This window comes from Actinotalea lenta, from assembly GCF_030586465.1.
Classification (GTDB): Bacteria; Actinomycetota; Actinomycetes; order Actinomycetales; family Cellulomonadaceae; genus Actinotalea; species Actinotalea lenta.
In genome coordinates, this window is sequence record NZ_JAUQYP010000001.1 from 687,965 (window position 1) to 700,130 (window position 12,166).

Consider the following 12,166-nt stretch of genomic DNA (forward strand, 5'->3'; position numbering starts at 1 on the left):
CGTGGTGCGTGGTGCGTGGTGCGTGGTGCGTGGTGCGTGGTGCGTGGTGCGTGGTGCGTGGTGCGACACCGGCGCCGGCGGGCGAGGCGCTCGTCGCAGACGACGAAGGGCCCGTCACGACGTGCGTGACGGGCCCTCCGGTCGGGCGGCGGCGCGGGTTCGACCACCACCCGCGGGCTCACTCGCCGGCGATGAACTCCTCGAGGAGCCGGCGGCCCTTCGTGTCCTCCATCTGGACCGGCGGGGACTTCATGAAGTAGGTCGCGGCCGGGATGACCGGGCCACCGAGCCCGCGGTCCTTGGCGATCTTCGCCGCGCGCAGCGCGTCGATGATGACGCCGGCCGAGTTCGGCGAGTCCCAGACCTCGAGCTTGTACTCCAGGTTCAGCGGCACGTCGCCGAACGCCCGACCCTCGAGCCGGACGTAGGCCCACTTGCGGTCGTCGAGCCACGCGACGTAGTCCGACGGGCCGATGTGGACGTTGCGGTCCTCCTTCTTGCCCGACAGCGGACCGTCGTCGAGGTTCGAGGTGACCGACTGGGTCTTGGAGATCTTCTTGGACTGCAGGCGCTCGCGCTCGAGCATGTTCTTGAAGTCCATGTTGCCGCCGACGTTCAGCTGGTACGTGCGGTCCAGGATCACGCCGCGGTCCTCGAACAGGCGGGCCAGCACGCGGTGCGTGATGGTCGCGCCCACCTGGGACTTGATGTCGTCGCCGACGATCGGCACACCGGCATCCTCGAACTTCTTGGCCCACACGGGGTCGGACGCGATGAACACCGGGAGCGCATTGACGAAGGCCACGCCGGCGTCGATCGCGCACTGGGCGTAGAACTTCGCGGCCTGCTCGGAACCCACGGGCAGGTACTGGACCAGCACGTCGACCTTCTTGTCCTTGAGGACCTGGACGACGTCGACGGCCTCGGCCGGTGACTCCTCGATGGTCTCCGAGTAGTACTTGCCCAGACCGTCCAGCGTCGGGCCGCGCTGCACGGTGACGTCCAGCGGCGGCACATCGGCGATCTTGATGGTGTTGTTCTCGCTGGCACCGATCGCCTCGGACAGGTCGAAGCCGACCTTCTTGGCGTCGACGTCGAACGCCGCGACGAACTCGATGTCCGAGACGTGGTAGGGGCCGAACTGGACGTGCATGAGACCCGGAACCTTGCTGTTCGGGTCCGCGTCGGCGTAGTACTGCACACCCTGGACCAGGGAGGCGGCGCAGTTGCCGACACCCACGATGGCGACCCGGATGGGACTCATGTTTCCTCGCTTCCTCAGGACGGCTGGTCGCCGTCGTACCGATGGGGCACCGTACGGTGCCGTCGTCTGTCGCGACCGGAGTCGCGTTCGCGGTCGATCAATCCGTCGAGCAACGCGACCTCGCGCTCGACCTGCTCGAGGCCGTGGCGCTGCAGCTCGAGGGTGTACTCGTCGACACGCTCGCGGGTGCGGGCGGCCGAGGTGCGCAGCTGCTCCAGGCGCTCGGCGAGCCGGGTGCGCCGGCCCTCGAGGATCCGCAGCCGCGTCTCGACGTCGGTCTGCGAGAACAGCGCGAACCGGACGTCGAAGCCTTCGTCGTCCCACGCGGTGGGGCCCGAGCTGCTCAGCGCGTCGGCCAGGTGCTCCTTGCCGTCCGCGGTCAGCTCGTACACGTTGCGCGCCCGCTTGCCGGACAGGGCGTGCGGGGGCGGCTCTGCCGAGCCGACCACCGAAATCAGGCCGCGGTCGGCCAGTGAGCGCAGCGCGGGGTACAGCGAGCCGTAGGACAGTGCCCGGAACGACCCCAGCATGAGGTTCAGCCGCTTGCGCAGCTCGTAGCCGTGCATCGGGGTGTCCTGGAGGAGGCCGAGGATGGCCAGCTCGAGCACGTCGCTGCGGCTGCGCACCTGGTCACCTCCTGATCTGCTCGGGGGTCCCGACTGGTGGTCGAGAAGCTCATCGTAGCCGGATATATCGGCTCGATACATCAAAACGTAGCGGCTCACTGTTCCGTTCTCCAAACCCGCGAGCGCTGACGTGCACAGGGCCTCCACACGTCACCCCGCATCCGCCCCCGAACCGGCGCGGACCTGCTGCGTACCCTGGGACGGGTCGGCGAGGTGCCGGCTCTCTTCGCGACCCCGGAAGGCACCCGTGTCGACACCCCCCACCAGGCGCTCGAGCGGCGCCGGCGATACGCCGCGCCGGCGCAGCGTGATGCCCGACCGGCAGGGCTCCGGCCCGATCGGCGAGGTCCCGAGTCGGCGCCAGACCGCCGCGCAGCGGTCGTCCGGCGGGTCGGGTCGCGGCGGTTCGGGTCGCGGCGGTTCGGGTCGCGGTGGCTCCGGTCGCGGCGGCGGTTCGGGTCGTGGCGGTGGTTCGGGTCGTGGCCCGGGTCGCGGCCGTCGGCGGCTCATCGACTACCCACGCAGCGGCAAGCGCGGTGTGCTGCGCTGGCTGCCGTCCTGGCGGCTGGTGCTCGGCACGTTCCTGACGATCGGGGCGCTGGGCGCCGGTGCCCTGCTCGCGCTCTACCTGACCACCAAGGTCCCCGCGCCGTCGGACTTCGCCGAGGCGCAGACCGCGACCGTGTACTACGCCGACGGCACCACGAAGATGGGCACCTTCGGCGTGCAGAACCGCGTGATCGTCGCGTCGGACAAGATCTCCCAGCACATGAAGGATGCGGTCGTCGCCAGCGAGGACCGGACGTTCTACCAGAACCCCGGGATCGACCCGGTCGGCATCCTGCGGGCGCTGTACACGGACCTGCGCTACGGCACGCGCCAGGGCGGCTCGTCGATCACCCAGCAGTACGCGGAGCGCTACTACTTCAGCAAGACGGTGAGCAGCTACACCGGCAAGCTGAAGGAGGCGATGCTCGCGCTCAAGCTGGACCGGCAGCAGGACAAGGACGAGATCCTGTCCAACTACCTCAACACCATCTACTTCGGACGGGACTCCTACGGTGTCCAGACCGCCGCGCAGTCCTACTTCGGGGTCAACGCCTCGGACCTGACGATCTCCCAGGCGGCGCTGCTCACCGGGGTGATCCCCTCGCCGAACAACTTCGACCCGCGGGTCTCCCAGGCCCAGGCCGAGCGCCGCTGGAACTACGTCCTGGATGGCATGGTCAAGACCGGGGCGATCACCAAGGCCGAGCGCGACGCGCAGACGTTCCCGAAGACCGTCGACTACTCGCGGTCCGACGTCTACAAGGGTCCGCAGGGATACCTGCTCGCCATGGTCCGCGACGCGATGCTCAGCAAGGTCGGGATCAACGAGGACGAGCTCAAGACGCGGGGCTACTCGATCGTCACCACGATCGACCCGGGCCTGCAGGCCAAGCTCGAGAAGGCCGTGTCGGACGTGCCCTCGGACCACGCGCCCAACCTGCACATCGCGGCCGTGACGCTCGACCCCAAGGACGGCGCGATCCTCGCGCTGTACGGCGGTCCGGACTACCTGACCCAGGCCCGCAACGCCGTCACCCAGGACAACGCCCAGGCCGGATCGACGTTCAAGCCCTTCGCGCTCACCGCGTACCTGGAGAACGGCGGGTCGCTGAAGTCGCGCTACTCGGGTCGCAACGGGATCCCGATGAAGGGCTTCCCCAACGGCAAGGTCACCAACTACAACGGCGAGAACTTCGGGATGATCGACGTGGTCAAGGCCACGGCCGACTCGGTGAACTCGGTGTACGCGCAGATCAACCAGGAGGTCGGTCCGGACAAGACCATGCAGACCGCGATCAAGGCCGGTCTGCCTCAGGACACCAAGGGTCTGTCGGACAACCTCGCGAACGTGCTCGGCTCGGCGTCGCCGCACCCGCTGGACCTCGCCGCGGCTTACAACACGTTCGCCGCGGGCGGTGTGCACAGCAGCCCGTTCCTCCTGCGCAGCGTCAAGTACCTGGACGGCAGCGACGTCTACCAGGGCGGCACGACACCCAAGCGGGTGTTCCCCGCCGACGTGATGGCCGACGTGACCTATGCCCTCCAGCAGGTTCCCAAGCCCGGCGGGACCGCGCCGCAGGTCTCGAAGATCGGCTACCCGGTGGCGGGCAAGACGGGTACCGCCACCGACACCAAGGGCGCCTGGTTCGTGGGCTTCACGCGACAGCTGACCACCGCCGTGGCGATGTACCAGGTGGGTCCGAAGGGCGGCGAGGAGTCGATCACGCCGTTCGGCGGCTACTCGTCCATCACGGGCGGGTCGGCTCCCGCGGACCTGTGGACGGACTACATGACGCAGGCGATGGCCGGGCGGCCGAAGGTCGACTTCCCCCCGCCCGCCTACGTCGGCACGCCCAACGTCCCGCCGCAGGTCGCGGTACCGGACGTGACCGGGATGACAGAGGCCGACGCTCGCACCGCGCTCGGGGCCGCCGGGTTCACCACGCAGGTCACCCAGGCGAACGACCCCACGGTGCCGGCCGGCTCGGTGGTCTCCTCCGACCCGGCCGCCGGGACGCAGGCGGACCAGGGTTCCACCGTGACGATCACCGTCTCGCAGGGTCCGGGCACGGTCGCGGTCCCGGATGTCGTCGGCCTGGCCGTCGGTGACGCGAAGGCGTTGCTCGCATCGATGGACCTCAAGGCGACCGAGGTCAGCGAGCCGTCGGACACCGTGGCTGCCGGTGACGTGATCTCGGCCGATCCAGCGGTCGGGGCGCAGGTCAAGCCGGGCGACTCCGTCCAGCTCACGGTCTCCTCCGGTCCTGCCGCACCCACCCAGAGCCCGACCTCGTCGCCGAGCGCGACGAGCAGCCCCGGGGCGACGGGGGCGGCTTCGGGGCTCGGCGTGCCGGGGCGTGGCCTGCCCGGTGCGGGGGGTTGAGTCGGCAGACCCGCGGACGTTGTGGATCGCGTCCCCATGCCTCGCGGCGAGCCGGTACCATGGTGCGCCGTTGCCCGGAACGCGACGCCGATCGTCGCGGGGTCCTACCGACCCGCCCGGGTGGCAGACGCACAACCCTCCTGTCACGGATGGACCGTGACCGCGAAGACCACAGGAGGTGGGTTATCAGCATGCGTCGTTACGAGATGATGGTCATCCTCGACCCTGACATCGAGGAGCGCACCGTCGCCCCCTCGCTCGACAAGTACCTGTCGGTGGTGACCACCGCCGGTGGCAGCGTCGACAACATCGACATCTGGGGCCGGCGTCGTCTGGCGTACGAGATCGCCAAGAAGACCGAGGGCATCTACGCGGTCGTGGACTTCACCGCCGAGCCCGCCACCGCCCAGGAGCTGGACCGCCAGCTCGGCCTGAACGAGGCCGTCCTGCGCACGAAGGTCATGCGCCAGGACGCTCGCTGAGCTCCGGCCGACCGAGACGAACCGAGGAGCACGCATGGCTGGTGACACCGTCATCACGGTGATCGGGAACCTCACCGCGGACCCTGAGCTGCGGTTCACGCCGTCCGGGGCCGCGGTCGCGAACTTCACGATCGCGTCGACGCCGCGCACCTTCGACCGGCAGGCCAACGAGTGGAAGGACGGCGACACGCTGTTCCTGCGCTGCTCGATCTGGCGCGAGGCCGCGGAGAACGTCGCAGAGTCGCTCACCAAGGGCACCCGGGTGATCGCGCAGGGCCGGCTGGTCCAGCGGTCCTTCGAGACCCGCGAGGGCGAGAAGCGCACCGTCGTCGAGCTCCAGGTCGACGAGGTCGGTCCCTCGCTGCGCTACGCCTCTGCCAAGGTGACCCGCGCCCAGCGCTCCGGCGGTGGCGGCGGGTTCTCCGGCGGTGGCGGCAACGGCGCGGGCGGCGGGTACGACAACGACCCCTGGGCCACGTCCGGACCGTCCTCCTCCGGTGGCAGCTCGTCCTACGACGAGCCCCCCTTCTGACCTGATCTGACACCCCATCCCGGACCCCGAGGTCCGGGCTCCGAACCAAAGGAGCACCACGATGGCCAAGCCCGTCGTCCGCAAGCCCAAGAAGAAGCTGAACCCGCTGAAGGCCGCCAAGATCGAGGCGGTCGACTACAAGGACACCGCGTTGCTGCGGAAGTTCATCTCGGACCGCGGCAAGATCCGCGCCCGCCGCGTCACCGGGGTTTCCGTCCAGGAGCAGCGCGCGATCGCGCGGGCCGTGAAGAACGCCCGCGAGATGGCTCTGCTGCCGTACTCGAGCTCGGCTCGCTGAGAGGAGGGGTCGAGATGGCGAAGCTCATCCTCACCCACGAGGTGACCGGCCTGGGGACCCCCGGGGACGTCGTCGAGGTCAAGGACGGCTACGCGCGCAACTACCTGGTTCCGCGTGGCCTGGCCACGGCGTGGACCAAGGGCGCCGAGAAGCAGGTCGCAGCGATCCGCAAGGCCCGCAAGGCCCGCGAGATCTCCACGCTGGAGGACGCTGCGGCGGTGCGTGAGGCGCTCCAGGCCCGGACGTTCACGATCACGGCCAAGGCGGGTGCCAGCGGCCGCCTCTTCGGCGCGGTGACCACGAGCGACATCGCCGAGGCGGTGTCCGCCGGCGGGGGTCCCTCGATCGACCGGCGCAAGGTCGAGATCGGCCAGCCGATCAAGGCGGTCGGCGACTACCAGGTGCAGGTGCGCCTGCACGCCGACGTCTCGGCCCAGATCGACGTGCGGGTGGTCCCCGAGGCCTGACCCGGCACGCCGCGACGGCCCGGCCCCTCCCGGAGGGTGCCGGGCCGTCGCGCCGTCCGCCCACGCGTCGCCACCATCCGACGGCAGGTCACGGGTCCCGACGGCAGGTCACGGGTCTGAGGGTTCCCCCTGGGTGTGGTGCCCGTCGGAGGATCGGTCATCGCCTTCCTGTGCGGCGATCACGGCGACTGTCCGCCGCAACGACGTCAGCACGGTGGCAGCGACCACCTCGACCGGACCGTAGTGGTCGTGGCGGTCGTTGAGGGCGTCGGACAGCCGCTGGACGGCGTCGTCGACGTCGCGTGCCCGAGCCCGGTCCTCGACCTCCTGGCCGAGGCCCCGGACGTTGCCCGCCAGCTGCCGCAGCGCACCTGACATCGGCGAGCGCAGCTCGTCCGGGACGTCTGCGATGCCTTCCCCCCACGGGCGGTCGGAGGACAGACCGTCGAGGTCCTCCACCAGCACGACGCAGCGCCGCAGCACGTTGAGGCGTTCGGTACGCACCTCGACGGCGCCACGGTTCCGCCGGGCGCGCACATTGCCGCGCTGGGACTCATGAGCCTCGTGGACCACCTCGGTGGCCTGGGCGCGCAGCGGGTCGAGGCGCGGCAGACCGTCCCGCGCGGTCGGTGGGCGGTCACCGTCTGCGAGGCGGTCGGCGTAGCGGTCGAGGTGCGTGGCGACCGCGTCGCGCAGCTGTGCCAGACTCCGGTCCGCCCGGGACAGCGGAAGCTCGGGTGCCACCAGGTTGACCACGACGGCGACGAGCGCACCCAGCAGCACGAGCGCCGCGTAGCTGGCGGCGTACGTCTCCCGGTCCTGCGCGGCAACCAGGACGAACACGGCGGAGATCGGAACGTAGCTGCTCCCCTCTCCCAGGAAGTGCAGCCCACCCAGGAGGACCGCGATCGCGACCACGGCGGCCACCGACCACGGGCCACGACCGCCGAGCAGGCCGGCCCCGACGGCGACCAGTGAACCCAGCGTGAGGCCGGCGACGTTCTGCATCGAGCCCCGCAGGGACTGCGCGATCGTGGGCCGGGACCCCAGGATCGCGCCCAGCGGGGCGTAGTACGGGTACTGCCGCAGCGGGTCGGGAAGCTGTTGCGCCAGGACCCAGGACGCGGCGGCGGCCACCGCTGCGCGCGCGGCGAGCTGTGTGCGCGCGTGCAGCAGGAGCTGCTTGACGCGTTCCATGCCGTCCATGCAACGTGGCTCCCGCGCGCCCGGCAACCGCGGGGTCGGCTACGCGCCCGTGCGCATCCAGGCGGTTCCCCGCGCGCGCCAGCCGGTGGTCGCCGCGCGGGCGAGCATGAACAGGCCCGCGAAGGCCGCCCAGGCCCAGACCAGGCCGGCGGCGCCGGAGGGCGCCCACGCGTGCACGGCGATGGCCGCAGGCGCGTAGGCCACCAGAGTGATGAGCCCGGCCACGGCGAGGTACCGGCCGTCGCCTGCGCCGATCAGCACGCCGTCGAGCACGAAGACCCAGCCGGCGAGCGGGAGCGTGGCGCCCACCAGGAAGAGCGTCGTCGCGATCGCCCGGTGCACCGCCGGCTCGTCGGTGAAGAGCCTCGCGAAGCCCCATGCCCCGCCGGCGAGCAGCAGCCCGAGCGCCGCGCCGGAGACGACCCCCCACGTCAGCGTGCGCCGCAGCACCCCGCGGGTGGTCGCGACCTCGCCCGCGCCCAGCGCCTGGCCCACCAGCGCTTGCGCCGCGATGGCCAGCGCGTCCAGGGCGAACGCCGCGAACCCCCACAGCGCCGCGACCGCCTGGTGCCCGGCGAGGGCCACGGCGCCGAGCCCGGCGGCCACCCAGGTGGCCAGCAGGATCGCTGCGCGCAGCGTGATGGTCCGGGCCAGCAGCGGTGCTCCCGCAGCGATCGCCGCTCCGAGGCCCCGCACGCCGGGTCGCAGCGGCACCGTCTCCCGGCGTGCGCCGCGCACCACGACGGTGACCAGGACGGTTGCCATGAGCAGCTGAGTGATCGCGGTGCCCAGGCCGGAGCCTGCGACCCCCATCCGCAGTCCCAGGACCAGGAGCACGGACAGCGCGCCGTTGAGCACCGCCCCGGCCGAGGCGACCCACAGCGGAGTCCTGGTGTCCAACAGCCCTCGCAGGACGCCGGTGGCGGCGAGCACGGTGAGCATGCCGGGCAGGCCGGGCGCGGACCAGTGCAGGTACGCCACAGCCGGGCCGACCACGTCGGGCGGGGCTCCGAGCGCGTGCACCAGCCACCCGGCGGCGAGCTCGACGGTGACGGCGAGGCCCAGCCCCAGTGCCACGGCGAGCCAGAGGCCGTCGACGCCGTACCTCAGGGCCTCGTCACGGTGGCCCGCGCCGATGCGGCGGGCGACGCCGGCCGTGGTCGCGTAGGCAAGGAAGACGCACAGCCCGACCACGGTGGTCAGGACCGTGCTCGCGAGGCCGAGGCCGGCGAGTGGCGTGCTGCCCAAGGTGCCCACCACCGCGGAGTCCACCAGGACGAACAGCGGTTCGGCGACCAGGGCGCCGAGCGCGGGCAGCGCGAGAGCCACGACCTGCCGGTCCAACGACCGGACAGTGCCGGGTCCGGAGTGTCCACCTGGTGAACTCTTTGCCACGTCTTCCCCGTCCACAGCATCGGGAGGGTGTCGCCCGTGCTCAGAGCATTGTCCAGGCACCACCGTTCGCCACTATCCACAGCCTTGTCCCCGACTGTGCACAAGCGCTGTCCCCCATCGCGCGCTCACCGTCCACAGCGCCCACAACCTGTCCACAGGTCAGCTGCGGACGAGCTGCTTGGCGCTTCGTCGCCGCAGCTCTAGCCTCGCCGGTGGCCCGTAGGCAGCCGGTGTCGGACCTCGACGATAGGACTGGACGGCGACGGGGCCGGGTGGTCGAGGCGACAGGCCTGGGGTCGCGAAGGGGAGGTTCTGTCGGTGAGCATCGAAGAGCTCGACGCGGGGACGCGCGTCCGCGGACCCGAGTTCGAGCGCACGCCGCCTCAGGACATCTCGGCGGAGCAGTCGGTGCTCGGCGGCATGATGCTCTCCAAGGACGCGATCGCCGACGTCGTCGAGCAGCTCAAGGGCGTCGACTTCTACAAGCCCGCGCACGAGCTGGTCTACGAGGCGATCCTCGACCTGTACGGCCGTGGCGAGCCGGCCGACGCCGTCACGGTCGCCGCGGAGCTGACCAAGCGCGGCGAGCTGGGTCGGGTCGGTGGGGCGCCGTACCTGCACACCCTGATCTCGATGGTGCCCACGGCGGCCAACGCCGGCTACTACGCGCGCATCGTGCGCGAGCGCGCCGTGCTGCGCCGGCTGGTCGAGGCCGGGACCCGGATCGCGCAGCTCGGCTACGCCGCGGACGGTGGAGACGTCGACGAGCTGGTCAACACCGCACAGGCCGAGGTCTACGCGGTGACCGAGCAGCGCACCAGCGAGGACTACCTCCCCCTGGCGGAGATCCTCAACGGCGCGATGGAGGAGATCGAGGCCGCCGGGCACCGCGGCGAGGGCATGGTCGGTGTCCCCACGGGCTTCATCGAGCTCGACCGGCTCACCAACGGGCTGCACCCGGGCCAGATGGTCGTCGTCGCTGCGCGTCCGGCCATCGGAAAGTCGACCCTCGCCTTGGACATCGCCCGGGCCGCGTCGATCAAGCACGGCATGACCTCCGTGGTCTTCTCGCTCGAGATGAGCCGTAACGAGATCACGATGCGCATGCTCTCCGCCGAGGCTCGGGTGCCGTTGCAGAACATGCGCAAGGGCCAGATGCGCGACGAGGACTGGCAGAAGCTCGCCGCGACCATGGGGAAGATCTCCTCGGCACCGCTGTTCGTCGACGACTCGCCCAACATGTCGCTCATGGAGATCCGTGCGAAGTGCCGGCGCCTCAAGCAGCGTCACGACCTCAAGCTCGTCATCATCGACTACCTGCAGCTGATGACCTCGGGCAAGCGGGTGGAGTCCCGCCAGCAGGAGGTCAGCGAGTTCTCCCGCGCGCTGAAGCTGCTGGCGAAGGAGCTCGAGGTCCCGGTCATTGCGATCTCGCAGCTCAACCGTGGTGCCGAGCAGCGCACCGACAAGAAGCCCATGCTGTCCGACCTGCGTGAGTCCGGGGCGATCGAGCAGGACGCCGACGTGGTGATCCTGCTGCACCGCGAGGACGCCTACGAGCGCGAGTCGCCGCGCGCCGGCGAGGCGGACCTCATCGTCGCCAAGCACCGCAACGGCCCCACCGACACGATCGTCGTGGCGTTCCAGGGCCAGTACGCCAGGTTCGTCGACATGGCGCCGGCGATGTAGCTGCCGCCGGCCCGACGTCGGCTGAGCCGCCGGTCCGCCGCAGGACCTGCGCGGGCTACCGCGGTGTCGGCGCGTCGTCCCGGCCCGCCTCGAGGGGGCGCGCGCTCGGCTGGAACAGGAGCAGGTCGCCGGGCAGGACGCCGAGCGTCTCGCACAGCGTCGCCAGGGTGGACAGGCGGATGGCGCGTGCCTTGTTGTTCTTGAGGATCGACAGGTTCGCCATGGTGATACCGGTGCGGTGGGACAGCTCCGTGAGCGTCATGCTCCGCTCGATCAGGATCTGCTCCAGGCCCAGCAGCACCTGAGGTCCGGCCTCGGGGGAGTCAGTGGACACGCTGCACCTCCTCGAGCCGTCGCGGCGCGCCGCCAGCGGTCGGCGGCCGCCTGCTGCTCGAGGTCATCGTCGTCCTTGTCCGTGGCATGCGTCGAGCCCTGCAGTCATCGTCGCACCGATCGCTTCCCGAGTCAGCAGCCCGGCGCCGTCGGTCCCGGATGGCAGTGCCGCCCCAGCCTGCCACAGCAGGGTTCGACGCCCCGGGTCGGTAGCGGTCCGCGGACGACGTAGGCTGCACAGACGTGGCGACGTTCTCCTCGGTCTCGCGGCAGCACCTCCTCCAGGCGATCTCGGAGTACGACGAACGAGGCGGAGAGGAGTTCTGCGAGCTCTACGGCTTCACGCCGGCTCCGGAGCACACTCTCGTGCACGAGGGGCGCCGGTACGACGCGGGCGCTCTGCTCGGGGTGGCACATCGGATCGCGACGGGGCGGCTCGCTTCTCCGGACGAGGTGGCCCACGGGCTCGCCGGTGGTCTCGGCATCCTGCGCAAGCGCGGCTTCGAGGTGAGCGAGCCCGCCCGTCGCGTCCCCAGCGCCACCCGAGGCGGGACTCGTGCGTCGAGCAGCCGGCCCCGGGCGACCCGCACGCCGCGGGCTTCGACGCGCGAGGTGCCGCCGGCGATCTGTCCCACCTGCTCGATGGCTCTCCCGGCCACCGGGATCTGCGACTTCTGCGGCTGAGCTCCTGGCGCGACCCGGGGAGCCGGGCGGAGCGCGTGCGTCGAGGCCATGGCGGGCGCGGGCCGTGCCGTGCCAGGCTGTCGGTGTGGTGCCCGGACGGGCATGAGTCCGCCCCCTGCGACAGCCCTCCGGGCACCACATCGTGCTCCGGACGCGCGGGCAGCCGCTGAGGCCCGCCGGTGAGCGAGGCGCCGCCCAGCCGGCGACGGTGCCCGGGGGCCGAGACGCAATGGGTCCGGTGCCCGTCATCCCCCCTGC

At 71.1% G+C, this 12,166-nt stretch carries 12 protein-coding genes; 7 read left to right on the top strand and 5 right to left on the bottom strand.

Going from position 1 to position 12,166, the window contains the following annotated elements; all coding sequences use genetic code 11:
* Positions 1-178: 178 nt before the first annotated feature.
* Both Q6348_RS03190 and Q6348_RS03195 read right to left on the bottom strand, forming a co-directional pair.
* Positions 179-1,264: an inositol-3-phosphate synthase gene (locus Q6348_RS03190; protein ID WP_304599884.1), complete on the bottom strand. Its 1,086-nt coding sequence runs from the start codon at positions 1,262-1,264 to the stop codon at positions 179-181.
* Positions 1,265-1,278: 14 nt separating this feature from the next.
* A complete protein-coding gene (locus tag Q6348_RS03195; RefSeq protein ID WP_304599885.1) occupies positions 1,279-1,890 on the bottom strand; it encodes a PadR family transcriptional regulator in 612 nt (203 codons plus the stop codon).
* Positions 1,891-2,200: 310 nt separating this feature from the next.
* On the opposite strand from Q6348_RS03195, the gene Q6348_RS03200 reads away from it, so the two are divergent.
* The 5 genes from Q6348_RS03200 (at position 2,201) to rplI (ending at position 6,601) form a co-directional block, all read left to right on the top strand.
* Positions 2,201-4,822, top strand: a complete 2,622-nt coding sequence (locus tag Q6348_RS03200; RefSeq protein ID WP_304599886.1) for a transglycosylase domain-containing protein — start codon at positions 2,201-2,203, stop codon at positions 4,820-4,822.
* 191 nt (positions 4,823-5,013) lie between these two features.
* Positions 5,014-5,304: a 30S ribosomal protein S6 gene (gene rpsF, locus Q6348_RS03205; RefSeq protein ID WP_304599887.1), complete on the top strand. Its 291-nt coding sequence runs from the start codon at positions 5,014-5,016 to the stop codon at positions 5,302-5,304.
* A 34-nt stretch (positions 5,305-5,338) separates the two neighbouring features.
* Complete coding sequence (locus Q6348_RS03210) at positions 5,339-5,836, top strand: single-stranded DNA-binding protein (protein WP_304599888.1); 498 nt, start codon at positions 5,339-5,341, stop codon at positions 5,834-5,836.
* A 61-nt stretch (positions 5,837-5,897) separates the two neighbouring features.
* Positions 5,898-6,134 carry a 30S ribosomal protein S18 gene (rpsR, locus tag Q6348_RS03215; protein ID WP_304599889.1) on the top strand — a complete coding sequence of 79 codons (237 nt, stop codon included), beginning with the start codon at positions 5,898-5,900 and terminating at the stop codon, positions 6,132-6,134.
* A 14-nt stretch (positions 6,135-6,148) separates the two neighbouring features.
* Complete coding sequence (rplI, locus tag Q6348_RS03220) at positions 6,149-6,601, top strand: 50S ribosomal protein L9 (protein WP_304599890.1); 453 nt, start codon at positions 6,149-6,151, stop codon at positions 6,599-6,601.
* A 108-nt stretch (positions 6,602-6,709) separates the two neighbouring features.
* On the opposite strand, the gene Q6348_RS03225 is transcribed toward rplI, so the two are convergent.
* Entirely contained in the window at positions 6,710-7,798 is a 1,089-nt protein-coding gene (locus Q6348_RS03225; protein WP_304599891.1) for an FUSC family protein, read from the bottom strand.
* Positions 7,799-7,846: 48 nt separating this feature from the next.
* A complete protein-coding gene (locus Q6348_RS03230) occupies positions 7,847-9,151 on the bottom strand; it encodes an MATE family efflux transporter (protein WP_304599892.1) in 1,305 nt (434 codons plus the stop codon).
* Positions 9,152-9,520: 369 nt separating this feature from the next.
* Here Q6348_RS03230 and dnaB point away from each other — a divergent pair, with 369 nt between their 5' ends.
* The gene (gene dnaB, locus Q6348_RS03235; RefSeq protein WP_304599893.1) at positions 9,521-10,891 is read left to right on the top strand and encodes a replicative DNA helicase; all 1,371 of its coding nucleotides are present in this window, start codon (positions 9,521-9,523) and stop codon (positions 10,889-10,891) included.
* A gap of 55 nt (positions 10,892-10,946) precedes the next feature.
* Here dnaB and Q6348_RS03240 read toward each other — a convergent pair whose 3' ends face one another.
* The gene (locus Q6348_RS03240) at positions 10,947-11,225 is read right to left on the bottom strand and encodes a helix-turn-helix domain-containing protein (RefSeq protein WP_304599894.1); all 279 of its coding nucleotides are present in this window, start codon (positions 11,223-11,225) and stop codon (positions 10,947-10,949) included.
* A 242-nt stretch (positions 11,226-11,467) separates the two neighbouring features.
* On the opposite strand from Q6348_RS03240, the gene Q6348_RS03245 reads away from it, so the two are divergent.
* A complete protein-coding gene (locus tag Q6348_RS03245) occupies positions 11,468-11,908 on the top strand; it encodes a ScoMcrA-related endonuclease (protein ID WP_304599895.1) in 441 nt (146 codons plus the stop codon).
* Positions 11,909-12,166 lie beyond the last annotated feature (258 nt).